This is a genomic window from Providencia sp. PROV114 (assembly GCF_032704305.1).
GTDB lineage: Bacteria > Pseudomonadota > Gammaproteobacteria > Enterobacterales > Enterobacteriaceae > Providencia > Providencia rettgeri.
The window spans coordinates 242890-267450 of the sequence record NZ_CP120528.1 but is presented as its reverse complement, the minus strand read 5'-3'; the positions used below and the strand labels follow the sequence as shown (position 1 = coordinate 267450).

Annotated in this window: 25 protein-coding genes; 10 read left to right on the top strand and 15 right to left on the bottom strand. The window is 41.0% G+C overall.

The annotated features are described in order from the left end of the window. The first annotated feature begins 1 nt into the window (after position 1). From P3L37_RS01215 to P3L37_RS01185, 7 genes are all read left to right on the top strand, one after another. Positions 2–973 (top strand): fimbrial protein, encoded by a 972-nt coding sequence (locus P3L37_RS01215; RefSeq protein ID WP_272667474.1) that lies wholly within the window; start codon positions 2–4, stop codon positions 971–973. A 9-nt stretch (positions 974–982) separates the two neighbouring features. Next, a complete protein-coding gene (locus P3L37_RS01210) occupies positions 983–1498 on the top strand; it encodes a fimbrial protein (protein WP_123382638.1) in 516 nt (171 codons plus the stop codon). Between the two features lie 13 nt (positions 1499–1511). Next, positions 1512–2009 carry a fimbrial protein gene (locus tag P3L37_RS01205; RefSeq protein WP_227024232.1) on the top strand — a complete coding sequence of 166 codons (498 nt, stop codon included), beginning with the start codon at positions 1512–1514 and terminating at the stop codon, positions 2007–2009. 44 nt (positions 2010–2053) lie between these two features. Continuing rightward, on the top strand, positions 2054–2338 hold the full coding sequence (locus P3L37_RS01200) for a helix-turn-helix domain-containing protein (RefSeq protein ID WP_004266107.1): 285 nt from the start codon (positions 2054–2056) through the stop codon (positions 2336–2338). Between the two features lie 9 nt (positions 2339–2347). Further along, positions 2348–3334 (top strand): fimbrial protein, encoded by a 987-nt coding sequence (locus tag P3L37_RS01195; protein WP_109912397.1) that lies wholly within the window; start codon positions 2348–2350, stop codon positions 3332–3334. Positions 3335–3524: 190 nt separating this feature from the next. Then, positions 3525–3746, top strand: a complete 222-nt coding sequence (locus P3L37_RS01190) for a helix-turn-helix domain-containing protein (RefSeq protein WP_004266109.1) — start codon at positions 3525–3527, stop codon at positions 3744–3746. Positions 3747–3844: 98 nt separating this feature from the next. Then, on the top strand, positions 3845–4132 hold the full coding sequence (locus P3L37_RS01185) for a helix-turn-helix domain-containing protein (RefSeq protein ID WP_109912396.1): 288 nt from the start codon (positions 3845–3847) through the stop codon (positions 4130–4132). A gap of 75 nt (positions 4133–4207) precedes the next feature. Here the strand turns inward: P3L37_RS01185 and P3L37_RS01180 are convergent, their stop codons facing one another. Further along, entirely contained in the window at positions 4208–5092 is an 885-nt protein-coding gene (locus P3L37_RS01180) for a LysR family transcriptional regulator (protein ID WP_004266111.1), read from the bottom strand. Positions 5093–5275: 183 nt separating this feature from the next. Here P3L37_RS01180 and ampC point away from each other — a divergent pair, with 183 nt between their 5' ends. Continuing rightward, entirely contained in the window at positions 5276–6418 is a 1143-nt protein-coding gene (gene ampC, locus P3L37_RS01175) for a class C beta-lactamase (RefSeq protein WP_110731467.1), read from the top strand. A 145-nt stretch (positions 6419–6563) separates the two neighbouring features. On the opposite strand, the gene hemN is transcribed toward ampC, so the two are convergent. The 14 genes from hemN to greB form a co-directional block, all read right to left on the bottom strand. Beyond that, a complete protein-coding gene (gene hemN / locus P3L37_RS01170; RefSeq protein ID WP_004266112.1) occupies positions 6564–7937 on the bottom strand; it encodes an oxygen-independent coproporphyrinogen III oxidase in 1374 nt (457 codons plus the stop codon). A gap of 334 nt (positions 7938–8271) precedes the next feature. Next, complete coding sequence (yihI, locus tag P3L37_RS01165) at positions 8272–8787, bottom strand: Der GTPase-activating protein YihI (protein WP_109912393.1); 516 nt, start codon at positions 8785–8787, stop codon at positions 8272–8274. A 511-nt stretch (positions 8788–9298) separates the two neighbouring features. After that, positions 9299–10633, bottom strand: a complete 1335-nt coding sequence (locus tag P3L37_RS01160) for an NCS2 family permease (RefSeq protein ID WP_004266114.1) — start codon at positions 10631–10633, stop codon at positions 9299–9301. 186 nt (positions 10634–10819) lie between these two features. Beyond that, complete coding sequence (locus P3L37_RS01155; protein WP_004266115.1) at positions 10820–11572, bottom strand: amino acid ABC transporter permease; 753 nt, start codon at positions 11570–11572, stop codon at positions 10820–10822. 1 nt (position 11573) lies between these two features. Further along, positions 11574–12326: an amino acid ABC transporter permease gene (locus P3L37_RS01150; protein ID WP_004266116.1), complete on the bottom strand. Its 753-nt coding sequence runs from the start codon at positions 12324–12326 to the stop codon at positions 11574–11576. A gap of 110 nt (positions 12327–12436) precedes the next feature. Next, positions 12437–13276 carry an ABC transporter substrate-binding protein gene (locus P3L37_RS01145; RefSeq protein WP_004266117.1) on the bottom strand — a complete coding sequence of 280 codons (840 nt, stop codon included), beginning with the start codon at positions 13274–13276 and terminating at the stop codon, positions 12437–12439. Between the two features lie 371 nt (positions 13277–13647). After that, positions 13648–14361, bottom strand: coding sequence for a phosphate signaling complex protein PhoU (gene phoU, locus P3L37_RS01140; RefSeq protein ID WP_036958602.1), 714 nt, complete (start codon positions 14359–14361; stop codon positions 13648–13650). A gap of 13 nt (positions 14362–14374) precedes the next feature. Further along, the gene (gene pstB / locus P3L37_RS01135) at positions 14375–15151 is read right to left on the bottom strand and encodes a phosphate ABC transporter ATP-binding protein PstB (RefSeq protein ID WP_004262838.1); all 777 of its coding nucleotides are present in this window, start codon (positions 15149–15151) and stop codon (positions 14375–14377) included. Between the two features lie 38 nt (positions 15152–15189). Continuing rightward, positions 15190–16071 (bottom strand): phosphate ABC transporter permease PstA, encoded by an 882-nt coding sequence (gene pstA, locus P3L37_RS01130; protein WP_004266119.1) that lies wholly within the window; start codon positions 16069–16071, stop codon positions 15190–15192. A 1-nt stretch (position 16072) separates the two neighbouring features. Beyond that, positions 16073–17029, bottom strand: a complete 957-nt coding sequence (gene pstC / locus P3L37_RS01125) for a phosphate ABC transporter permease PstC (RefSeq protein WP_004262847.1) — start codon at positions 17027–17029, stop codon at positions 16073–16075. A gap of 130 nt (positions 17030–17159) precedes the next feature. Continuing rightward, positions 17160–18203, bottom strand: coding sequence for a phosphate ABC transporter substrate-binding protein PstS (gene pstS, locus P3L37_RS01120; protein WP_004266120.1), 1044 nt, complete (start codon positions 18201–18203; stop codon positions 17160–17162). 612 nt (positions 18204–18815) lie between these two features. Continuing rightward, positions 18816–20147, bottom strand: a complete 1332-nt coding sequence (gene envZ / locus P3L37_RS01115) for a two-component system sensor histidine kinase EnvZ (RefSeq protein ID WP_004266121.1) — start codon at positions 20145–20147, stop codon at positions 18816–18818. Further along, positions 20144–20863, bottom strand: a complete 720-nt coding sequence (ompR, locus tag P3L37_RS01110; protein ID WP_004266122.1) for a two-component system response regulator OmpR — start codon at positions 20861–20863, stop codon at positions 20144–20146. The genes envZ and ompR overlap by 4 nt, the downstream gene beginning before the upstream one ends. A gap of 116 nt (positions 20864–20979) precedes the next feature. Further along, positions 20980–21465 (bottom strand): transcription elongation factor GreB, encoded by a 486-nt coding sequence (gene greB, locus P3L37_RS01105; protein ID WP_109912392.1) that lies wholly within the window; start codon positions 21463–21465, stop codon positions 20980–20982. A 168-nt stretch (positions 21466–21633) separates the two neighbouring features. Here greB and P3L37_RS01100 point away from each other — a divergent pair, with 168 nt between their 5' ends. Both P3L37_RS01100 and feoA read left to right on the top strand, forming a co-directional pair. Beyond that, the gene (locus P3L37_RS01100) at positions 21634–23964 is read left to right on the top strand and encodes a Tex family protein (protein WP_110731469.1); all 2331 of its coding nucleotides are present in this window, start codon (positions 21634–21636) and stop codon (positions 23962–23964) included. 341 nt (positions 23965–24305) lie between these two features. After that, entirely contained in the window at positions 24306–24536 is a 231-nt protein-coding gene (gene feoA / locus P3L37_RS01095; protein WP_004266125.1) for a ferrous iron transporter A, read from the top strand. The last annotated feature ends 25 nt before the right edge of the window (positions 24537–24561 follow it).

Below are 24561 nucleotides of genomic sequence, written 5' to 3'. Positions count from 1 at the left end.
AATGAAAAACTTTATTTATAAATCAATATTGCCTGTGAGTTGTATATATTTATACTCAGGATATGCTAATGCTGCTTGTACCTTAAACCCAAATTTAAATAATAAACTAGCTAATATACCGGCCGCAGTTTATAACGTTCAATATGATGATAATACACCTAGAGACTTAGGTTCTCTCAGTGCTAATTTTTCATCTACATCTCAGTGGGTAGCTAGTGATTCGAGCTCTTGTGCTACTTCATACTTAACGGGTAGCTTTATAAATAGCTGGTCACCAAATGCCAATAAAGTTGCCCTATCTAATATTTCTGGTATTGGTATTTCTGTTACAACTGCAGGCATTGGAGCATTTAATGCAACCTGGGATAAAAACAACGCAAATTATAATATATTAACAACGCATTGGAGCATCACAGTAAAAAAACTCGGTTCGGTAACACAAGGTGGCACATTAAGAGCCGGAAATGTTGCAAGGCTAACCGCAACTTACCGTGCGCCAACAAATGTGACTTGGACTTTAACAACCTTAAATATGCCGACCAATGCTATTCGTATCAATGTACTTAGCTGTTCATTAAAGAATAATCAGTCAACCTACAATATTGATATGCAAGATTGGTATGATACACAGTTTCCCAATATAGGCTCAACCAGTACACCGGTTAATATCCCAATTACATTAACTTGTGCAGCTGGCACCAATATTAAAGCGACTGTCACAAGTTCTAAATATGAAGATACTGCGACGGGAAAATTAGGGCTAACAGGAGCTAATAGTGCTACTGGTGTCGCAATACAATTATTGGATAAAAATAATAATCCAATCAAGCTGAATACCAAGAACAGCCTGCAAAATAATGTCCCAGCTGGTGATTACATGTTTAATTGGAAGGCACGCTATATAAAAACAGCAGATAATATTACGTCAGGTACAGCAAATGCGTCTGCAACTGTCAATATCCGCTATGAGTAGGAATAAAAAATGAAAATAATATCTAAAAATTTACTTTTACTTAGTAGCTTAATATTCAGTGGGAATTCATTCGCTGCTAGCACTGTCACGTTGAATTTCACCGGTAATATTAGAGCGGCAACTTGCAATATTACCGGTGGTAATAATATTGATATTGACCTGAAAAATATTTCTGCTGATGTATTTCGCAATGCGAGCTCGGGTTCTAACTGGAACACATTTAATATCAGCCTAAATAATTGCTCATCTTTTATTAACCAAGTAAAACTGACGTTTACAGGGACGGCAGATACCGCGGATGTAGCAAGTTTATACAAAAATCAAGGCACAGCTAAAAACCTAGCCGTACAACTACAAAATGGTAATGGAACAACTGCATTAGGTAACCAAAAAGTATTACAAGTTCCGACAAATGGGCAAGCGAATATTAATATTCCATTACGTACACGTGCCTTTAGCTCATTAGGTAATGCCACACCAGGAACCATTTCCGCCAATATTACGGCAACAATTACCTATTTATAAAAGAGAAAATAATATGAGACATTTTATCCTATTACTATCACTAATGAGCTGTTCTTTAACTGCATTTGGTCTAACTGCAAATATTAAAGTACATGGTGTCGTTATTGCTGCTCCTTGTGAAGTCGAAAAAAATAATTATTTAATTGATTTGAAAAAAATTAATATTTGGAATATCAAAGATACGCAGAAATCTCCGTGGGTTAATTTTTCCGTGAAGCTAAAAAATTGCCCTGTCGGTACCACTATAGCTGTAATGAAAATATCTGGCACTCCGGATGCAACAGTCACGGAACATTTTATTAATAATGGTACGGCGAAAAATGTGGCATTAAATTTAGCCAATACTACCAATAAAACAACAATAAAAAATGGTGATACGATTACTGCGAATGTTAATACACAAACACGAAATGTTGAAATTCCATTATCGGCAAGAGTATCCGGTTATGGCAATGGAATGATTGCAGGTTCTTTTAAAAGCCACTTAGAATTCACATTTACATATCAATAGTTAAATTTATTTCTATTATATTAGTTTTAATAGGAGAAAGCAGTATGCCTAATTACTATCCTATATCAAGAATAATTGGCAATAAAATTACCTATTACCGAAAAATGAAAGGCATGACATTAGAGAGTTTATCTAAAATAATAGGCGTTAGTGAACAACAACAATCACGCTATGAGCGTGGTATTAATCGAATTAATATTGATAGGCTTTATCATTACTCTAAGATATTTGAAATTGATATTATAGCTTTTTTTATTTTCAATTCTAGGGAGATCAATGAGATTGAGCATGCAAAAGAAAAATATTTAAATAAAAAAAGTAAATTTTAAGGATGTTTTATGACTAAAAAGAAAATATTATTGATAATAATAGGTTCAGTTTTTGCTTATTCTGCGTATACACAAGCGGCCTGTATTCAAAACCCGAACTTACGAAATGTTGTGGTTAATGTACCTACGAAAACCTATTCATTACAATATGACGATACAGGAGCACGAGACCTCGATACTATTCGAGTCAATTTTAAAGGCTCACAAGTCAATACATTTTCAGGCCCAAAAAGTAATGGCCAATGCGGTGATGCCTATTTACATGCTGATTATGTGAATGGTTGGGTACCAAACGGTAATAAAATTGCAGCCAGTAATATACCGGGCATCAGCATTCAAGTAAAAGCAACGGAAATTGGTTTCTTGAACACACGTTATGGACCACCAACATTAGCTAACCCAGCTGCTTGGGGTATTCCTAACCCATATTGGACTATTACTATCAAAAAAACAGGACAAGTCACACAGGGCGGAAATTTAAAGGCAGGGCATGTGGGAAGACTAACACAGCGTAACCCTGCACCACATAACAGTACGTGGAATTTAACATCGTTGAATATTCCAGCAGGTGCAATCAAAATTAATGTATTAAAGTGTTCGACAAAAGCGAATAGTTATACGGTTAATTTGGGAACTTGGTACGATACTCAATTTAAAGCAATTGGTACGACTAGCAATAGTGTCAATATACCCATTACATTAAGCTGTGCTGCAGGCACTAATCTAAAAGTGACAGTGACAAGTAGTGCTGGGTATGTTGATACTAATACAGGGAAAATTAAACTGTCAGGACAAGGGCAAGCGACCGGAATCGCCATTCAATTATTAGATAGAAACAGCAACCCAATAAAGCTTAATTCAAAGTTTACTTTGCAAAATAATGTTGCAGGTGGCGACTATATTTTTAATTGGAAAGCTCGATATATTAAAACTGCTAATAATATAACCGCAGGAGCCGCAAATTCAACAGCGTCAGTTAATATAAGATATGAATAAATAACACTCAACATCAATCATAAAAAGAGGTTAATTTACCTACAATTTGATTTTTATTGCTAACATCGAAAAATATCATCGAACAATTGATAAATAGCAAATTTACTATTTAATAAAAATGGTTAATATAGATATATAATCTTTACATAGTGTCTAGTTAGCAATAAAAAATATAATTTTAGGAGTCTATATGTCTTATTCAACATCTCACCTAATTGGTAAAAAAATACTTTTTTATCGAAAAACGAATGGGCTTTCAATTAATGAACTATCAGAGGTTATTGGCATCAGCCCACAACAGCAATCACGATATGAAAGAGGTATAAATAGAATAACGTTAGATAGACTGTTCCAGTATGCAACATATTTTGAGATTGATATTCAATCATTTTTTCAATCTATTGATATTTAATAAATTAAGTAATAATACATAACACTAGAAAAACAAATTACATTAATAATATTTAATTATATTCACATTACAATATTAAATAAGTTAGAGAGAACATTATGAAACGAAAAATATCTAAATCTGTCGGTTTAAAAATAAGGTCATTAAGAGAAAGTCACGGAATGAGTGGTAAAGAATTAAGCATGTTATTAGGTATTAGCCAACAACATCAATCACGCTATGAAAATGGTGAGGTTAATATTCATGTCGATACCATTTACCAATTGGCACAAATATTTAATGTTTCACCAACCTATTTCTTTACTACAGCCGCCACAGAGATTAATAGTACAGAGCTCCCTATTAGCAAAAAGAATTATTTCTCGGCTGAAGCTCTGGTATTTTAACTTCTAAATATGAGCATTATATTATGCTAGTAAATTAAATCTCGGTGCTATTTCTATTTATAGTATAGCACCGACTTATTGTTCTTTTTTAGATTCATCCACCAACCAATTATGAAATATCGCCATCGCCGGTGTCATAGCTCTCGATTTTAAACGACTTAGCCAATATCCACCTAAAGTCACAGAGATATTAAAAGGTTGAACTAATGTTCCAGCACTTAATTCATGGTTGAACATGCAACTTGGCACCAACGCTACACCGTCGGTTAATAGCGCGGCTTCAACCATCAAACGCGATGAATCAAATACAGGCCCTTTGACGCGCCATGGTTCCACTTCTGCGGCTAAAAACCATTTCTCCCATTCATCTTTACGATATGAACGCATTAACTGGTGGGATTTTAAATCTAACGGATGTTTCAGCTGATTTGCAACTTTCTCTGAACAAAGCACAGTATGCGCAGTTGAAAACAGTGGTGTATTCTCTACTAGTGGCCATAATCCTTCACCAAAACGAATAGCAAAATCAACGCCTTCAGCAGCTAAATTTACTACATTGTTATGGGTCATAATGCGTAAATCAATATAAGGATATCGTTCAGAGAATTGCGTTAGCCTTGGTAATAACCAACCCACCGCAAATGTACCGACCACTGAAATACTTAAAGCTTCCCGATAATGACCATCCTCAAATTGCAGTAATAGTGACTCGATTTGGTCAAAAGAGCGGCTCAATACGGGCAGCAAGGCAAAGCCTTCTTCGGTTAATGCCAACCCTCTAGGTAAGCGAATGAACAGTTCAAGTCCCAGTTGCTCCTCTAACAGCCTAACTTGTTGACTGACAGCGGCCTGAGTGACATTCAATTCTATTCCGGCTCGTGTAAAGCTTAAATGCCGTGCGGAAGCTTCAAATGCCCTAAGTGCATTGAGGGGTAGCCGATGACGATAATTTTCTGCCATAAGATTTTCTTTTACCTCATCGAATTTTATATCGTTTTGAATAATGCTTGAAAGCATGCATACTATTTTTCAACCACGGACTACCCGCTGAAAACCGTATATTAAAGCACTTTACACTTGCTATGAAGTGCTTTCCTGTTCCTGTCAGCAATAACTTAAACTTGTACTTATTGGAATAACTCTATGAAAAATCTTTTTCGTCAGGGGCGAATTTTTGTCGCTCTCAGTGTGGCATTAACGACACTATCCACCCATGCATTCACACAAAAAGATGTCGATAATATAATTAAACCTCTAATGGAACAAAAGCAGATCCCCGGAATGTCTGTAGCCATTTCTGTTGATGGAAAACACTATATTTATCACTATGGTGTGCAGTCTAAGCAAAGTTCAGTCCCTGTCAGTGATGAGACTTTATTTGAGATTGGCTCTTTATCTAAAACCTTTACTGCTACACTCGCAGCCTATGCACAAAACCAAGGAAAACTCGATTTTTCGCAAAAGGTAAGCCACTATCTTCCTGAATTAAAAGGGTCTGCTTTCGACCAAGTGACAGTAATGAACTTGGCTACACACACTTCGGGTTTATCGTTATTTGTGCCTGATAGTATTACGAATTCAGCGGAATTAATCCGTTATTACCAGCAGTGGAAACCGACCAAAGCCATTGGGCAATATCGCTCTTATTCAAATCTTGGTGTGGGATTACTCGGTATCGTTACAGCAAAACAACTCAAAATGCCATTTGAACAAGCGATGGAAAAATTGATGTTGCCTGCACTTGGATTAAAACATACTTATATTCATGTGCCTAAAAACCAACAGAAAAATTATGCCCAAGGTTATAATAAGAACGATCAACCCGTTCGTGTGACACCACAAATTTTAGATGCTGAATCTTATGGTTTAAAATCTAATGCTAAAGATCTAATTCGCTTCTTAGATATTAATATGCAAACGAAGAAAGTAGCAAAACCGTGGCAGGAAGCCGTAGAGAACACACATACGGGGTTCTACATGACCGATTCATTTATGCAAGATATGATGTGGGAAAGCTATTCATGGCCAGTATCTCTTGCTCAATTACAGCAAGGTAATCGAGATGAAATGGCGCTCACACCGCAAAAAGTTGAAGCTATCCATCCTGTAATGCCACCTGAAACTCAGGCTTTTTACAATAAAACAGGTTCAACCAATGGTTTTGCAGCCTATGCGGCATTTATTCCTGAAGACCGAATCGCGGTGGTGATTTTGTCCAACAAATGGTATCCAATCCCTGACCGCATTACCGCGACTTATCAATTAATTGAAAAAATTAATGAATAGATTTCTGACTAAGATAAGATGCTCTAAATAGTTCGTTCTGTCGCTAGGCGTCGAAATGAAGACAGCGCGGGGAGCATACACTAAGTATGTGACCCGTGTGGCTGAATGAAGACAACAACGCGACAGGACGAAATATGAAGAGCATTTAGATGACGCGGGAAAACTGCCGCTGCCTCATCTGATTACGCAAATACACATCAAAACACATGCAAATATTACGAATAAGTAAACGTCCTTGTGGTGTCACTTTAATACCTTTATCTGTTATTTCAACCAGCCCATCTTCAGCCATTGGTTTCAGCAGTTCTAAATCTTCCTTAAAGTAAGATTTAAAATCTATCGGATATAACTCTTCGATTTGCGCGAAACTCAATTGGAAGTTACAGATTAAGGTTTTGATGACATCGCGGCGTAGACAATCATCATCAGTTAAGGCGAGTCCACGCCACAGCGCGTGACCTTGCTCTTCAACTTGCGCATAATAGGTTTTCAAATCTTTCTGATTTTGTGCGTAGTTATCACCTAACATACTGATCGCAGAAACCCCTAATCCCAGTAAATCACAATCGCCTTGGGTGGTATAACCTTGAAAATTACGGTGCAGAATGCCTTCCCGTTGTGCCACGGCAAGTTCATCCTCAGGGCGAGCAAAGTGGTCCATACCAATAAATTGATAACCACCCCTGGTGAGAGTCGCAATTGTGTCTTGCAGAATATCGAGTTTTTGCTCCGCACTTGGTAAATCAGCGTCTTTAATTTTACGCTGCGCCGCAAATAAACTAGGCAAGTGCGCATAATTGAATACGCTTAAACGATCTGGCGATAATTCAGCCACTTTCTTTAGAGTAAATGCAAAGCTTTCAGGTGTTTGCTTAGGTAAACCATAAATTAAATCAATACTTGTCGAGGTAAAACCCATCTCTTTAGCCCGTTTAATTAAGGCGAAAATAAAATCTTCGTCCTGTTCACGGTTAACCAGTACCTGAACTTCTTTATTAAAATCCTGCACTCCCATACTTAGACGATTAAACCCTTCATGGCGCAAGTGGTCTATCATATCCAGTTCAATTTCACGCGGGTCGACTTCAATCGACATTTCCACATCATCCGCAAAATTAAAGTGTTTTTTCAATAAACCAACCAAATGGCTGACTTGAGCTTTATCGAGATAAGTTGGAGTACCACCGCCCCAATGCATTTGTGTCACGATGCGGTTTTTTAATAACGCTGCGCGCTGAATAATTTCTTTTTCAATTACTTGAAGATATTCATCGGCTTTATGTTTTTGGCGTGTCACTAATTTATTACAGCCACAGAAATAACAAAGTTTATGGCAAAAAGGAATATGAACATAGAGCGATAAGGGGCGATCAGGATAACGCTGCGTTGCTTGAACAAACGCATTCTCATCGTACTCTTGATTAAATTCCAAAGCGGTGGGGTACGAAGTATAACGTGGCCCTGAATAATTGTATTTTTGAATGAGAGAAAGATCCCAAACAATATTTTGCTCTGACATAACATTCCTCAATTGACCAAAAGCTCAAACTATAACGATGACTTCACTCTATTTAATTTGTTATTCGATGAGAGTGAAAATTTTATAACCTGCATAAGCATTATAGACTCTAAATATTTCGAGTTGCAGCTAGGCGACAAGTGAATGAGTCGCTAGGAGTATACATAAGTATATGACTAGTGCGAATGAACATAGTCAACAACGCTGCAGCTTTAAAATATGACGAGTATAAATATGTTAGAGAAAAGAGACTTGATGCAACATCAAAGAAAAGTGAGTTAGCAGAAAAAAATAGCCAAATCCCCCGCTAGCGCGAGGGATCTTTTAAACGAAATTATTTACTTTTTAAGATGCGCATAATGTCATCAAGTTTTTCTTCGTCTTCTTCCTCTTCTTCTTCGCTATATTCAATACCGAGAATATTCATCAGCTCATCGATACGGTCTAAACAAGTATCAACATATTCTTGTTCTTGCGCCGTGATGGTTTCGCCATCTTCTAGGCGTGCCAAAATGCTATCTAAACGGTCATCGCTTTCCAGCATTTCCAGCTCTTTTTCTGGTGTCAGTTTTTCTTTAACAGCTGGCTGTTTTTTCTCAACCGCAGGTTTCGTGACCTGTTTTTCATCCACAATTAAAGGCACTGGCTTTTTGCTACCTAAACGTGGGTCGGTTGAAGTATTTTGCCCACCATTTTGCTTATTAGAAGCCTGTTCTACATAACGGCTGCCAGACTTATGACCGCGATGTTTTTTCTCACGCTTACGCTCACGGCCTTCCGCATTTATCTCTTCTTTAGTTTTACGGTATTTTTTCTTTGGCTTAGCAGCCGCTTTTTTTGGTGCATTCATGGTCTGATACCTTGATAAAGTCAGTTTCTGCTGCGAAATCTAGCAGGATCCCATAAAGGGGGAAAGCACTAGTTTGCAATTTCAGCGGATTTTTTACTCCACCCTGCCTTCGCAATAGTACTTTAATGATTATACCTTAAATAATTTGTGTTGCATGTACACTCATGCAACACAAATTATTTAGAGCATGGAGGTTCAAATAACAAAAAGAGAAATGATTAACTCATTAAATAATTCTAAATAATTCAAGTTGTGGCTAGGCGTCAATCGAGGTTATCTCGGGGAGCATACATAAGTATGTGACCCGAGTAGCCGAGAGAAAACAACAACATCACAGCTTGAAGTATAACGAATATTAATGCGCTATCTTGAGCAATATTCTAAATAATTCAAGTTGTAGTTAGGCGCCAAACGAGGTTATCTCGGGGAGCATACACAAGTATGTGACCCGAGTAACCAAGTGTAGGCAACAACGTCACAGCTTGAAGTATGACGAATTATGAAGCGCATTTTAGGCGTCGACTAGGATCATTTTTAACAAAAACATCGCCGCGACTAAAATCACACACAAACCCAGATCACGCCAGCGACCAGTACCAATTTTCATTGCACAGTAAGCAATAAAGCCCAACGCAATACCTTCAGTAATCGAGAAACTAAATGGCATCATCACTGCAGTAATAAATGCGGGTACAGACTCAGTTAAGTCATCCCATTTCACGCGAGTTAGGCTTGATGTCATCAGCACGCCCACGTAAATCAAGGCTCCCGCAGTTGCATAAGCTGGAACCATACCTGCAAGAGGTGAGATAAACATAGTCAATAGGAATAAAACACCAACGACGATCGCGGTTAAACCTGTACGCCCACCAACAGAAACACCTGAAGAACTTTCAATATATGCAGTGACTGAAGATGTTCCCATCGCTGAACCTGCGACAGAACTCAAGCTGTCTACATATAAAGCTTGTTTCATTCGAGGGAAAGTCCCGCGTTCATTGGTGATACCCGCTTTGTCAGTCACCCCAATCATGGTACCTGATGAGTCAAACAAATTGACTAGCATAAAGGCAAAAATCACACCGGATAACGCTAAATCTAAAGAACCAGAGAAATCAACCTGCCCCACGACACTCGTGATACTTGGCGGCATTGAGAATATCCCAGAATATTTTACATCTCCCAGAGCCAGACCAATCAAAGTGGTCACCGCAATAGAAACTAATACCGCGGCATGAATATTACGTGCCGCTAAGATGGCAATAATAAAGAACCCGAGAGCTCCCAGCCAAACATTATGGTGAGTCAAGTTACCGATAGAAACTAACGTGTCCGGGTTAGCCACAATAATGCCGGAGTTTTTCAGCCCCATCATCGCAATAAATAGGCCGATACCACTGGTGATCCCGACGCGAAGACTCAAAGGAATATTGGCGATAATCCAATAACGTATACGGAATAGTGTCAGAATAAATAAGCCGACAGCCCCCCAAAATACGGCGCCCATAGCAACTTCCCATGAATACCCCATCGCCCCTACAACAACAAAAGCAAAAAAGGCATTCAAGCCCATCGCAGGTGCAACAGCAATGGGTAAATTTGCCAGTAGCCCCATTAAAATGCTACCAATTGCCGCAATCAAACAGGTGGTAACAAATACGGCTTTGATGTCCATGCCTGCAACTGAGAGTATTTGAGGGTTAACAAAGACGATATATACCATCGTCAGGAAGGTGGTGAAGCCTGCAACAACTTCTGTCCGTGCTGTCGTGCCGTGCTCTTGCAATTTAAAAACACGCTGAAACAAGCCCTGCGGTTGTGCCGAGCTAGAAGATTGATTACTCATTAGATATTGCGCCCAAAAAAAGTTTTTTTCGCCCTATACTACAATTAAAAACCACAAAAGAAAACGATTGCGTAAACTGCAAGGAGCCAAAATGTCCTAACTAACTGATACGCCAAGATGAAATAATAAAAATAACCCAAAATAGTGGAGTGAAAAAATGGTGGGTATTTCACCACCACTTTTGATTTAGGAAAGTGCTAACAATTTTTGTCGACGCCAAAACAATAAACGATGTTTCGCAGCCAGTTTTTGGGGTTGATGCTGTGCACTGAGCTTTTTCGCCACTCTATTCGCAATAATTTCTACCGCAAAGCACATCACAAAATAAATAAATGCAACGAATAAGAAAACTTCGAGAGGATAAACCATTTCACGGTTGTTCACTTGGGTTGCTAAGAAAGAAAGCTCCGCAACACCAACAACATAGGCTAATGAGGTGTCTTTAATTAATGCTACCCACTGGTTAATAAATGACGGTACCATCATGCGTAAGGCTTGTGGTAACACGATATTCCATAATACCTGCCAGCGGCTAAACCCCAAGGATAAACCTGCCTGCCACTGCCCTGCTCCTATTGCTAAAATGCCCGCTTTCACAGCATGAGCCAAATATGCGGAGGTAATCAATGCCAATGCGCATACTACCGTTGCAATACCCGGAATTTCCATACCCAATAAGATTGGCAACAGGAAATAGGTCCAAAAAATCAACATAATGACGGGAATTGCACGGAAAAATCCTAAAACTGCGGCGAACAGGTTAACCCAGAAGCCTCGTAGCATGGCTAAGGCTATTCCGCCCAATGTCCCTAATACAATGGAGGCCGCACCGGCAAGTAAGCTAATGACTAGCGTCAGCGCTGCGCCTTCAAGTGGTCCATCAGGGAAAGTACCGAATAATAAATATTGCCAGTTCTGCTCAATAACTGAAAAATCCATTTTATACCCCCTGAGCCAAATTACGCTGCTGGCGCCACTGGCCCCACCCCTCCATTACTGCAATAATAGCAATGTACAATACTGTCGCTACCCCAAAGGCAGTAAAGGTTTGCAGTGTCTGGCTATCAACCTGACGAGAGACATAAGACAGTTCTGCGACACCGATGGCCATCGTTAACGATGAGTTTTTCACCACATTCATATATTGGCCCAGTAGCGGAGGCATGGCGATTTTAACGGCTTGCGGTAATACCACTAATTTCATGGCCTGCCATGACGTTAATCCTAAAGCAAACGCGGCATATTTTTGCCCTTGGCGAACACCACGGATCCCAGCGCGAATTTCTTCGGCAATAAAAGGGACGGTATACAAGGTCAAACCAATAAAACCCGCTAAGAATTCAAATGACGGCCAACCCACGGTTATTCCAAATAAATGGATTTCATGGGGAGTATTTAGCCATTCCATTGCAGCAGAGGGTAAAATTTCACCGGAAGCAAAGTACCAAAAGAATAACTGCACCAACAAAGGCGTATTTCTAAAAATAGAAATGTAGATACTCACGGCCCAACGCACAGGAGCAATTTGACTATCCTTTGCTGATGCAACTATAAAACCCAATGCAGTGGCTGCAACAATGGTACAAATCGAGATCCAAACGGTGATCAAAAAACCGTAGCCAAACCATTCTAGATACTCGGGGGCCAATAAATGGGCAGACCAAAAATCACCACTCAAAAATTTTTCAAACATTGTTCACGACCTATTGCCTTCACAGCCTGTGATTAAAAACGCATCCCTTATAACCAAGAACCCCGCACAGAGTGCAGGGCTTCATATCACTGAATATTTACCGCTACCCGTTAAGACTGAGGTTGTTGCTCACTCAGTGGCGCAAATTTAAAGTCCCCACGTGGCTGTGCAGCTTTAGTATCTGGCCCAAACCAACGGTTATAAATTACCTCGGCTTTACCGTCTTTCTCCAGTTTCAACAATGTTTCGTTGACGTTTTCAACCAAACGGGTTTCACCTTTGCTTGCTGCCAATGCTTGGTATTCTTTCGTCAGGCTAAATGGGGAAATCTCAAAATCTGCTTTCACTTTTTCAGGTAAATTACCTAATAAACCAACCAGTTTCGCATCATCTTGTGTGATAGCTTGGACGTTGCCATTACGCAGTGCAGCGAATGCTTGCGGGGTATCGTCATAAGAAATCACCTTTGTATCAGGGAAGCGTTCACGTAAAGTCACTTCCTGTACAGTGCCTTTATCTGCACCAATACGTAATGGTTTGATATCGTCAGGCGTTTTTAATACGCCTTTACGGGCAATAAATTTTTGGCCTGTCGCAAAATCAGGGATAGAAAAATCAACTTGTTTTGCGCGTTCATCTGTAATGGTGAAATTAGCGCCAATCAGATCAACTTTGCCCGAAGTCAGAAGTGGGATACGGTTTGCTGGGTTAGTGGGACGAAGCTCAAGTTTTACCCCTAAGCTATCTGCAATTTCTTGTGCGATATCCACATCATAGCCCGCTAATTTTTTAGTTTGTGGGTCAATAAAGCCAAATGGTGGATTGCTATCAAACACAGAAATGCGGATCACACCCGCTTGTTTGATATCATCTAATTTATCTGCGCTAGCGACATTCGCTGTCAGCGCTAAACCTGTAAGTAAAACAGTCGTTAGAATACGAGCTTTCATTGAACACCCCTGACGGTAAATTTTTGTAAATCGACCATCACACGCTATCAACTATTACTTAGCACTTGAAATAATATTAAATAATATATTTATAACCAAATGGAATATTAACGGAGACAAAAAAAAGCCACCTTGATAACAAGGTGCCCCAGACATGGTTAAACCATCAATAGACTCTTATCGAGCAAGAAGAAAGTCGGTAGAAGAGATTGAGACAAATGATTGGAGTTGTAGCTTAATACTCTAAATAGTTCGTATTGTGGCTAGGCGGCAAGCAAGGATACCTCGGGGAGCATACATCAGTATGTGACCCTAGTAGCCGAGCGAAGCCAACACCGCCACAGCACGAAATATGACGAGTATTCGAGTAATTATTTATTCGTTAACATCTTCTCAAGACTATCCCCACCCACATGACGGAAATCCTGCCCCTTCACATAGTAGAAAATAAACTCACAGATGTTTTGGCAACGGTCACCGATGCGCTCAATTGAACGAGCACAGAATAGTGCTGTTAATACACTTGGGATCGTTCGTGGGTCTTCCATCATGTAGGTCATCAATTGACGTACGATGCCCTCATACTCTTGGTCAACTTTCTCATCTTCACGGTAGATACGAATCGCTTCTTCAAGATCCATTCGAGCGAACGCATCTAATACATCATGTAGCATTTGTACTGTATGACGGCCTAATGATTCCAAACTCACTAACAAGGGCTGGTGTTGATGAGAAAATTTTTCCAATGCGGTTTGACAGATTTTGTCCGCAACATCACCGATTCTTTCCAGCTCAGCAATCGTTTTTGAAATCGCCATAATCAGGCGCAAATCACTCGCCGTTGGTTGGCGTTTCGCGATGATTTTAACGCATTCTTCATCAATGGCCACTTCCATCATATTGACTTTATGGTCATTTTCGATAACTTCACGTGCTAGGGCTTCATCCTGATTATGCATGGCCGTAATGGCTTTGGTAAGCTGCTCTTCGACCAGTCCTCCCATCGTCATTAATTCAGTATGGATATGTTCCAGTTCAGCATTGAACTGCCCCGATATATGTTTGTTGTGATTCAGCGTATCCATCGTCGGCTCCATATCAACCGTAGCGGCCAGTAATATAATCTTCAGTTTGCTTCATTTCTGGGGTAGTAAACATTTTGTCAGTATGGTTAAACTCGACTAACTCCCCTAAATACATGAAAGCCGTATAGTCAGAACAGCGTGCTGCTTGTTGCATATTGTGGGTAACAATCACCACGGTGTATTCTGATTTTAATTCACTAATCAGTTCTTCAATTCGACCAGTTGAAATAGGGTCTAGAGCGGAACAGGGTTCATCTAGCAATAAAACCTCAGGGCGAATAGCAATACCACGAGCAATACAGAGACGCTGTTGCTGGCCACCCGACAAGCTATAACCACTTTGGTGTAACTTATCTTTGGTTTCATTCCATAATGCCGCCTTTGTTAACGCCCACTGCACGCGCTCATCCATTTCCACACGGGATAACTTCTCAAATAAACGCACACCAAATGCAATGTTGTCATAAATAGACATCGGGAATGGTGTTGGTTTTTGGAAAACCATTCCGACTTTTGCGCGCAATAACGCAATATCTTGTTTATCAGTCAGGATGTTTTGGCCATCCAGTAAAATTTCACCTTCTGCTCGCTGCTCGCCATACAATTCATACATTTTATTGAAGGTGCGTAATAACGTCGATTTACCACAGCCTGATGGGCCGATAAATGCAGTCACTTTATTTTTTTCAATGTCTAAAGAGATATTTTTCAGTGCGTGAAACTTGCCATAATAGAAGTTGAGGTCACGTACTTTAATTTTACTATTTGCAATATCGTTTGCATTAATCATGGTTTGCTTTTCTCTCTAAATCTTTATTTATCTGGCGCTTAGTGTTTTTTCTGTGCGAAAACAACACGTGCAATGATGTTAATCAGCAGGACACATAAGGTAATTAACAGAACCCCAGCCCATGCAAGCTCTTGCCATTCAGAGAATGGGCTCATTGCAAATTTGAAGATTGTCACTGGTAAGTTGGCAATTGGCTCGCTCATATCTGTACTCCAGAACTGATTTGACAGTGAAGTAAACAGAAGCGGTGCGGTTTCCCCAGCAATACGTGCAATTGCAAGCAAGATCCCAGTGATAATCCCTGACACAGACGCTTTTAGCGTAATAGATAAAATCATTTTCCATTTTGGTGTGCCAAGTGCATAAGCGGCTTCACGCAAGCTATCCGGAACTAATTTCAACATATTTTCAGTAGTTCGAATAACAATCGGAATTTGCAGCAATGCAAGCGCCACGACCCCAGCCCAACCCGAGAAGTGCTGCATTTGAGCAACCACAATGGTGTACACAAACAACCCTACAACGATAGATGGAGCTGATAATAAAATGTCATTAATAAAGCGGGTGACTGAAGCTAACCATGACTTACGCCCATATTCAGCTAAATAAATTCCCGCTAAAATCCCTAAAGGCGTACCGATAACTGTCGCCCATAAGATTAATAAGCCACTACCTACGATGGCATTTGCCAACCCGCCACCTTCCGTATTAGGTGGTGGAGTCATTTCAGTAAACAGATTGAGGGACATGCCATCAATCCCTTTCGTGACTGTAGAAAATAAAATCCACACTAACCAGAACAAGCCGAAAGCCATAGTTAACATCGAGACAAGTAGTGCCATTCTGTTAACTTGGCGACGCCACGCTTGACGACGAGCTCGTTCTTTTTCATTCACTGCGATAGGTTGAGATATCGACATTTTAACGGCCCTCATTTTTCGCAAGACGCATGACCATTAACTTGGAAATCGCTAACACAATAAAAGTGATAACAAACAGGATCAGTCCAAGTTCCATCAAGGCCGAGGTATGTAAGCCGCTCTCAGCTTCCGCAAATTCATTTGCCAGTGCTGAGGTAATACTGTTTCCAGGCATAAACAGTGATGCGCTATCAAGTTGGTAAGTATTACCAATCACGAAAGTAACCGCCATGGTTTCACCCAGTGCACGGCCAAGACCTAACATCACTCCACCGATTACCCCATTGCGGGTATACGGCAGCACGATATTCCAAATCACTTCCCATGTCGTACAGCCAATCCCGTAGGCTGACTCTTTCATCATCACAGGAGTTTGTTCAAATACATCGCGCATCACTGACGCAATATAGGGAATAATCATAATCGCGAGGATAATCCCCGCTGCTAAAATACCGATTCCGAATGCAGGCCCTGAAAATAGTTCACCGACAATCGGCACACTCGACATCACATTACCAACTGGTTCTTGGAAATACTCTGCAAACAAAGGTGCAAAGACAAATAACCCCCACATCCCATAAACGATACTTGGGATAGCAGCAAGGAGTTCAATCGCGATACCAAGAGGACGTTTTAGCCAATTGGGAGCCAGCTCGGTTAGGAATAGTGCTATACCAAAACTAACGGGTACTGCGATAATCAGAGCAATTAACGATGTAACGATAGTGCCATAAATAGGCACAAGAGCACCGAATTCTTCCGCCGGAGCATCCCACTCTTTGGTCCACAAAAACGAAAACCCAAACTTCTGCATACTTGGCCAAGATGCAAAAATAAGGGAAATAATAATGCCTCCGAGCATTAACAAAGTGATGAGCGCGGCAATCTTTACCAGTGCACTAAAAATCACATCACCTGATTTGCTGGGAGCTCTAAATGCCGTTGTTTTCTCGGCCATGCGCTTTGTTCTCATTTCATTCCTGCTCATTTCTACAGGATTGCGTTACAACGATGAGCGGGTAAGCTCTGTTCCTCAGCACTTACCCGCCATTTCCAACCCTAAGTGCACTTAGAAAACCTAAGTTCACCTAGAATAATGCTTTACCTTGGCTATCTTTAACTTCTGTTTTCCATGCTGCACGTACTGCGGTCACGACTTCTTGAGGTAAAATTGCGTAATCTAGTGCTTCCGCTTGTTTACCACCTTTATCATAAGCCCAGTTGAAGAAATCAAGAACCGCTTTGCCTTTTTCCGCATTCTCTTGCTGCTTGTGAACTAAGATGAATGTGGTTGAGGTTATCGGCCATGCATTCGCACCATCACGGTTTGTTAAATCTTGAGCAAAAGATTTAGACCAGTCCACTTTCTTCGCTGCTGCGCTGAAGCTTTCACCCGTTGGTGAAACCGCTTCGCCATCAGCGGAGATTAATTTAGTATACGCAAGGTTGTTCTGTTTTGCGTATGCATATTCAACATAACCGATAGAACCTGGTAGACGCTGTACGAAAGCTGCAACGCCATCATTCCCTTTACCACCTACGCTATTTTTCGGCCAGTTAACGGTAGAGCCCGCACCAACGTCTGATTTCCAGCTTGCGCTTACTTTAGCAAGGTAGCTCGTGAATACGAACGTAGTACCCGAACCGTCAGAACGTCTAACGACTGCGATAGCTTGGTCTGGTAAACTCACATTTGGATTCAATTTAGCGATTGCTGGGTCATTCCATTTAGTGATTTTACCTAAATAGATATCACCTAATGTGTTGCCATCTAAAGTCAATTGCCCAGACTCAATGCCTTTTACATTTACAGCCAGTACCACACCACCGATAACCGTAGGGAACTGGAATAAGCCATCTTCTTTGAGTTTTTCATCAGTTAATGGGGCGTCAGAAGCTCCGAAATCAACTGTTTTTGCATTAATTTGTTTGACACCACCAGAAGAACCAATCCCCTGATAGTTTACTTTATTACCTGTTTCTTTCTGATAAGAGTCTGCCCACTTCGCATAAACAGGAGCAGGAAAGGTCGCGCCAGCTCCGGTCAGGCTGGTAGCAGCAAAAGAAGACATTGCAGTCAGAGATAAAGTTGCTGCCATTACGCTTGCTAAGGTGGTACGCGTCATTTTCATAATCCCTCCGGGGATGTATAGAAACAATCAAGTATAAAATTGTTGGGTGTATGTCACGGTAGGAAAAATAGGACAATTTAGTTACGACAACATGTCGTTTTTATGACAGTTTTATGACAATTGCTGATTTTTTCACTGGCGAGAAAACAAAAACGAAGAAAAATACAATTTTACAACTTAAAATTCAATTAGTTATAAAAACAAAATTTCGAAACTAATATCAAAAAGAAAAATGACAGACTGTCATAAAAGCGAAAAATATTTTTATCCTGCAACTATAAAGTAATACTCAAAACAATTTGTGTTGCAGCTAGGCGGCAAGCGAGGATATCTCGGGGGAGCATACACAAGTATGTGACCCGAGTAGCCGAACGCAGCCAACAACGCTGCGGCGTAAAGTGTGAAGAGTAGAAGGATAGCTCTAAATAGTTCAAGCTGTAGGTAGGCGCCAAAACAGATAGCCTCTTTTCCTACTTGATACAAATAATACTCAAAACAATTTGTGTTGCAGCTAGGCGGCAAGCGAGGATATCTCGGGGGAGCATACACAAGTATGTGACCCGAGTAGCCGAACGCAGCCAACAACGCTGCGGCGTAAAGTGTGAAGAGTATTTAGTCTTCTTTCTCTTTAAGAGGAAGCAAAGCCCTAATAGCAAACCCGCCACGCTCACTTTTATGAATCTCAATGCTCCCTTCGTGAGCATCAACAATTCGACGAATAATCGCTAGACCTAACCCTGTTCCTTTGTTGCTACGGGCTTTTTCACCTTGCACAAATGGCTGGAACAGGCGGTGAATATCTTCTTCTTTGATACCTGCGCCATCGTCTTCAACTTGGAACCAAACTGAGTCTTCCGTTTTACCACTACTGACCTTGATCCAGCCATTACCATAGCGGTATGCATTAACTATCATGTTCGTAATAGCGCGTTTGATCGCTAATGGGTTACCATTAACAATCATTGAGCCGGGCTCAAGTGCGGTTTCAATTTCACCGATGACATTGCTTTCTGAGTTCACCGCGTCCATTAAAATAGCGTTAAGGTCACAGAATTCCATATCCATTTCTTGACCTGTTTTCAGGTAGGACATGAATTGACCGATAATCGCATCACACTCTTCAATATCTTTATTAATTGATTCCGCCAGATAGCTATCTTCTGGGCTCATCATCTCTGTTGCTAAACGAATACGGGTTAAAGGTGTTCTTAGGTCATGGCTTACCCCTGCCATTAAGACAGTTCGATCATTTTCTAAGGTTTTAATCCCTGCTGCCATGTGGTTAAAAGAACGGATGGCGGCCCTAACCTCGGTGGCGCCTTTTTCTTGCATTGGGGGCAAAATTACCCCTTTACCAACTTCACCTGCATGATACTCCAATTCAAGCAACGGCTTGTTTTGGTAGCGTATATACAACCATACCCCGGCAAAAATGGTGAGAAAAATCGTTAAGGTATAGCGAAAAACCAGGGAAAACTGATTTTGACCAATTTCAGTCAGAGGAACTCGCACCCAGATATCAGGTGCGAGATAAGACGTTAGCCATAGAATGGGATACTCTCGGCCTAGTTCGAGATGAACACTCGCCTTGCCACCAATATATTCGGACATATGTTCGCTTAGAAAATCATACTCTTTTGCCCAGTTCAGCCCTTCTTCCATTGCCGCTGAATGTGCATAAAAGGTAATCCCTAATTCATTGTAGATTTTCTTACGCAACGCGGGAGATACCCGCACTGAGGTTCCATCTTGTAGAACCATTTTCTCTGTCATTAATGTTCTTACTTCGTATGCCAATACCTTATTGAATTGTTGTAAGCTAGGCATCACAACAAAATTCAACACGACCATATAACTGGTTACGAGGCTCGCAAACAGTAAGGCTACAAATAAAAATAACGAGCGAGAAAATGTACTACGCCTTGAAAACCTCAGTCGCTTCATGCTTTACTTCCATCCGGAACAAACACATAGCCCAAGCCCCAAACCGTCTGAATATAACGAGGATGTGCTGGGTCTTCTTCAACCATACGACGCAAACGTGAGATTTGAACATCAATAGAACGTTCCATCGCACTGTATTCACGGCCTCGCGCTAAGCTCATTAACTTATCACGAGACAACGGTTCCCTTGGATAAGAAACCAACACTTTTAACACCGCGAATTCGCCGCTGGTTAATGGCATATTTTCATCACCTTGGAACATTTCTCGTGTTCCAAGATTTAATTTAAATTTACCGAAAGTAATTATTGCATCATCTTGAGATGGCGCACCCGGTAATTCATTAGCTTGACGACGTAATACCGCTCGAATACGAGCTAGCAATTCCCGTGGATTAAAAGGTTTTGGAATATAGTCATCCGCACCGATTTCTAAGCCAACGATACGATCAACTTCTTCACCTTTCGCTGTCACCATAATAATAGGAATTGGGTTATTTTGACTACGTAAGCGGCGGCAAATCGATAGGCCATCTTCACCCGGTAGCATTAAATCTAAGACGATCAAATGAATAGATTCCCTTGTCAGGATTCTGTCCATCTGTTCAGCGTTTGCAGCACTCCTTACCTGAAAACCCTGCTCAGTGAGGTAACGTTCCAGCAGTGCACGTAAACGCATATCATCATCGACGACAAGAACCTTATAACTTTCCTGCATTTTGTAGCCCTCAAGATGTGCATCTTTCAAATTATTTTTTTAATGAATGTAAATAAAACAATATTAATGCTCACTAATTTACCACTAACGTAGGATTTAATGAATCATTTTACTCTTCAGGTAGTTAGTGGGTGGTAGCTTATTTCTAACACAAAATAAGTCACCTGCCCTCCTGGCGTATTTACTGTTATTTCATCATCAACCTGTTTGCCTATCAAGGCTCGTGCTACCGGAGAGTCTATTGAAATCCATTGTTTTGTAGGGTTGAACTCATCAGCACCGACGATACGGAATATTCTGATATTTTCATTTTCATCTTCTAGTTTAACCCATGCGCCAAAAAAGACACGGCCTTCTTGGCGGGGATCAGGCTCGATAATCCTTAATTGATCCAATCTTTTGGATAAAAAACGGATGCGCCTATCAATCTCACGCAACCTTTTTTTACCATAAATATATTCTGCATTTTCTGAGCGATCCCCTTGAGCAGCGGCCTCTGAAACAGATTGAGTAACCCGAGGGCGTTCTTCCTTCCACAGGTACTTCAGCTCTTTATCTAATGCATCCCAACCTTCACGTGTAATTAAAAGACTTTTAGTCATAACCTTCAGATTTTAGCCAGTGGAGCCATAATTATAATATTTTATAGAACATAATCTGAGACTTTCCTACCAATAGGCTCAAATTCAGTCTGGAAATTCTCTTTCTCACCAAGTATAACAGTGCAGTAAATTTTTTAACTGTTCTTTCAGTAGGTATTTAAATTCGACATGAATGAAACTCTAAGCCAAATTATTGCAGCGGAACTGCAAGCCCAGCCGAAACAGGTTTTTTCTGCCATCACACTGTTAGATGAAGGAAATACTGTCCCGTTTATTGCGCGTTATCGTAAAGAAGTTACCGGTGGGTTGGACGATACTCAGCTTCGCCAGCTAGAAAGCCGTTTAGGGTACTTGCGCGAATTAAATGACCGTAAACAGACCATTCTTAAGTCGATAGAAGAGCAAGGTAAATTGACACCTGAGCTTGCCTCCGCTATTGACACTACGCTCAATAAAACCGAACTTGAAGACCTGTATCTTCCGTATAAACCGAAACGTCGCACCCGTGGGCAAATTGCCATCGAAGCAGGACTTGAGCCTTTAGCTGACACCCTGTGGAATGACCCTAACCAGTCACCTGATGAACTCGCAAAAACCTATATCGATGCAGACAAAGGTGTTGCTGATGTCAAAGCCGCTTTAGATGGCGCTCGCTATATCCTTATGGAACGCTTCGCCGAAGATGCGGCTCTTTTAGCGAAAGTTCGCGACTATATTTGGAAAAATGCCCATCTTGTTTCTGTTGTTGCAGAAGGTAAGCAAGAAGAAGGGGTAAAATTTAGCGACTATTTTGAACATCACGAACCTGTTGCTCAGGTTCCTTCTCATCGAGCTCTTGCGATGTTCCGTGGTCGTAACGAAGGAATTCTACAGCTTTCATTAAACTGTGATCCTCAGTTCGATGAACCACCAAAAGAAAGTTACTGCGAAGAAATTATCACCCGCCACTTAGATATTCGTTTAAACAATGCTCCGGCTGACCAATGGCGTAAAGCGGTGATCAGTTGGACATGGCGTGTCAAAGTATTACTGCACTTGGAAACAGAAGTGATGAGCTCACTGCGTGAAAAGGCCGAAGAAGAAGCCATTAACGTATTTGCTCGTAACCTCAGTGATTTACTGATGGCAGCACCTGCAGGAATGCGTGCCACCATGGGCTTAGACCCAGGCCTGCGGACTGGCGTGAAAGTCGCTGTCGTGGATGCGACAGGAAAATTAATTGCGACCGATACGATTTATCCGCATACCGGGCAAGCTGCCAAAGCGGCAACCATCGTCGCAGCACTTTGCCAAAAACACAATGTCGAATTAGTAGCGATAGGTAACGGGACCGCTTCTCGCGAAACGGAACGTTTCTTTGCTGAAGTACAAAAACAGTACCCAGAAGTAAAGGCACAGAAAGTGATTGTTAGCGAAGCTGGCGCTTCTGTTTATTCCGCTTCTGAACTTGCAGCGCTGGAATTTCCAAGCTTAGATGTGTCTTTACGTGGTGCCGTATCAATTGCCCGCCGCCTACAAGACCCGTTGGCTGAATTGGTGAAAATTGACCCTAAATCCATTGGGGTTGGCCAATATCAGCATGATGTCAGCCAGACGCAATTAGCGCGTAAGCTCGATGCGGTCGTCGAAGACTGTGTAAACTCCGTTGGTGTTGACTTAAATACCGCTTCTGTTGCCTTACTGACTCGGGTTGCCGGTTTAAGCAAAATGATTGCGCAAAACGTGGTGGACTGGCGCGACCAAAATGGCCAGTTTAGCGATAGAAAACAGTTACTCAAAGTTGCGCGTCTTGGGCCAAAAGCTTTTGAACAATGTGCAGGCTTCTTACGTATCACCAATGGTGAAAACCCATTAGATGCCTCTACTGTTCACCCTGAAGCTTATCCAATTGTCGAAAAAATTCTTGAGTCTGTCCGCCAGCCACTCAAAGAAATTATGGGTAATTCACAGGTACTTAATGCCTTGAGCCCACGCGACTTCACCACGGAACAATTTGGGGTTCCAACCGTCACTGACATCATTAAAGAGCTGGAAAAACCGGGCCGTGACCCACGTCCTGAGTTTAAAACAGCGACCTTCGCGGAAGGCGTAGAAACCATGAAGGACCTGACTCCTGGCATGATTTTAGAAGGTGCGGTTACCAATGTGACTAACTTCGGTGCCTTTGTAGATATTGGTGTTCACCAAGACGGTTTAGTTCATATTTCTTCACTTTCAAATAGTTATGTCGAAGACCCACACAAAGTGGTAAAAGCCGGTGACATTGTAAAAGTCAAAGTGTTAGATGTGGATATTGCGCGCAAACGTATTGCGTTAACGATGCGTTTAGATGAGCAAGCCGGTGATTCTAACAGTGCACCTCGCCGTGCTGCCCCAGAACAGGACAAAAATACACGTAAGGCTCCTCAATCAAGAGGTAATTCACGCCAAAACAACGCATCTTCTGGTAATAGTGCCATGAGTGATGCCCTTGCTGCTGCATTTGGCAAGAAGCGCTAACTTTTTAATAGGCATCGCAATGTACTTATTGTGATGCCTATATCAAAAAATAATCGCTGTAATTAATTATCCCAACCAATATATTGAACATTATTCCACCCTCTCCCCCGCGTTTACTCCGCCATTACTTTTGCTAACGAAACACCGCAAACTCAATGCTTCGTTGATCCACATCAAGTCAAACTGACGAAAAAAGAGGCTAAATATAACAAAAAGTGGATGATTATGATTCTCATTGTTAATTAGATTTATTTTTGTTTGGTAGTCTTATTACCTGAGCAATTGTAATCTTTAACAATTGTCATCGATATCATTATGAATTAAATGATTAGGAAGACACTATGGCAATACTTCCTCAATGCAGTTACAAAATACTTGGTTTCTCTCCAGAAATCAGTCCTGCATACCGACAAAAACTACTCTCACTCGGTTTACTTCCGGGTTCTGTCTTTAAAGTGGTGCGCTTGGCGCCTTTTGGTGATCCTGTACAAATAGAAACTCACCGTGTCAGCTTAGTGCTGCGTAAAAAGGATCTTGCCCTACTCAATCTAGATGAAGCGACCACCGTTTAAGTATTTCTTTTTTATTATTGGCAAA

What these genes read in the sequence shown, in the direction of transcription:
- P3L37_RS01205 (WP_227024232.1), top strand. Translation starts at nt 1,512, where the DNA reads ATGAGACATTTTATCCTATTACTATCACTAATGAGCTGTTCTTTAACT.
- P3L37_RS01155 (WP_004266115.1), bottom strand. Translation starts at nt 11,572, where the DNA reads ATGGATTTTTCAGTTATTGAGCAGAACTGGCAATATTTATTATTCGGT.
- P3L37_RS01100 (WP_110731469.1), top strand. Translation starts at nt 21,634, where the DNA reads ATGAATGAAACTCTAAGCCAAATTATTGCAGCGGAACTGCAAGCCCAG.
- feoA (WP_004266125.1), top strand. Translation starts at nt 24,306, where the DNA reads ATGGCAATACTTCCTCAATGCAGTTACAAAATACTTGGTTTCTCTCCA.
- P3L37_RS01160 (WP_004266114.1), bottom strand. Translation starts at nt 10,633, where the DNA reads ATGAGTAATCAATCTTCTAGCTCGGCACAACCGCAGGGCTTGTTTCAG.
- pstB (WP_004262838.1), bottom strand. Translation starts at nt 15,151, where the DNA reads ATGATTAATGCAAACGATATTGCAAATAGTAAAATTAAAGTACGTGAC.
- ompR (WP_004266122.1), bottom strand. Translation starts at nt 20,863, where the DNA reads ATGCAGGAAAGTTATAAGGTTCTTGTCGTCGATGATGATATGCGTTTA.
- phoU (WP_036958602.1), bottom strand. Translation starts at nt 14,361, where the DNA reads ATGGATACGCTGAATCACAACAAACATATATCGGGGCAGTTCAATGCT.
- P3L37_RS01150 (WP_004266116.1), bottom strand. Translation starts at nt 12,326, where the DNA reads ATGTTTGAAAAATTTTTGAGTGGTGATTTTTGGTCTGCCCATTTATTG.
- envZ (WP_004266121.1), bottom strand. Translation starts at nt 20,147, where the DNA reads ATGAAGCGACTGAGGTTTTCAAGGCGTAGTACATTTTCTCGCTCGTTA.
- P3L37_RS01195 (WP_109912397.1), top strand. Translation starts at nt 2,348, where the DNA reads ATGACTAAAAAGAAAATATTATTGATAATAATAGGTTCAGTTTTTGCT.
- P3L37_RS01215 (WP_272667474.1), top strand. Translation starts at nt 2, where the DNA reads ATGAAAAACTTTATTTATAAATCAATATTGCCTGTGAGTTGTATATAT.
- greB (WP_109912392.1), bottom strand. Translation starts at nt 21,465, where the DNA reads ATGACTAAAAGTCTTTTAATTACACGTGAAGGTTGGGATGCATTAGAT.
- hemN (WP_004266112.1), bottom strand. Translation starts at nt 7,937, where the DNA reads ATGTCAGAGCAAAATATTGTTTGGGATCTTTCTCTCATTCAAAAATAC.
- P3L37_RS01185 (WP_109912396.1), top strand. Translation starts at nt 3,845, where the DNA reads ATGAAACGAAAAATATCTAAATCTGTCGGTTTAAAAATAAGGTCATTA.
- P3L37_RS01200 (WP_004266107.1), top strand. Translation starts at nt 2,054, where the DNA reads ATGCCTAATTACTATCCTATATCAAGAATAATTGGCAATAAAATTACC.
- pstS (WP_004266120.1), bottom strand. Translation starts at nt 18,203, where the DNA reads ATGAAAATGACGCGTACCACCTTAGCAAGCGTAATGGCAGCAACTTTA.
- P3L37_RS01145 (WP_004266117.1), bottom strand. Translation starts at nt 13,276, where the DNA reads ATGAAAGCTCGTATTCTAACGACTGTTTTACTTACAGGTTTAGCGCTG.
- pstA (WP_004266119.1), bottom strand. Translation starts at nt 16,071, where the DNA reads ATGTCGATATCTCAACCTATCGCAGTGAATGAAAAAGAACGAGCTCGT.
- P3L37_RS01180 (WP_004266111.1), bottom strand. Translation starts at nt 5,092, where the DNA reads ATGGCAGAAAATTATCGTCATCGGCTACCCCTCAATGCACTTAGGGCA.
- ampC (WP_110731467.1), top strand. Translation starts at nt 5,276, where the DNA reads ATGAAAAATCTTTTTCGTCAGGGGCGAATTTTTGTCGCTCTCAGTGTG.
- pstC (WP_004262847.1), bottom strand. Translation starts at nt 17,029, where the DNA reads ATGGCCGAGAAAACAACGGCATTTAGAGCTCCCAGCAAATCAGGTGAT.
- P3L37_RS01190 (WP_004266109.1), top strand. Translation starts at nt 3,525, where the DNA reads ATGTCTTATTCAACATCTCACCTAATTGGTAAAAAAATACTTTTTTAT.
- yihI (WP_109912393.1), bottom strand. Translation starts at nt 8,787, where the DNA reads ATGAATGCACCAAAAAAAGCGGCTGCTAAGCCAAAGAAAAAATACCGT.
- P3L37_RS01210 (WP_123382638.1), top strand. Translation starts at nt 983, where the DNA reads ATGAAAATAATATCTAAAAATTTACTTTTACTTAGTAGCTTAATATTC.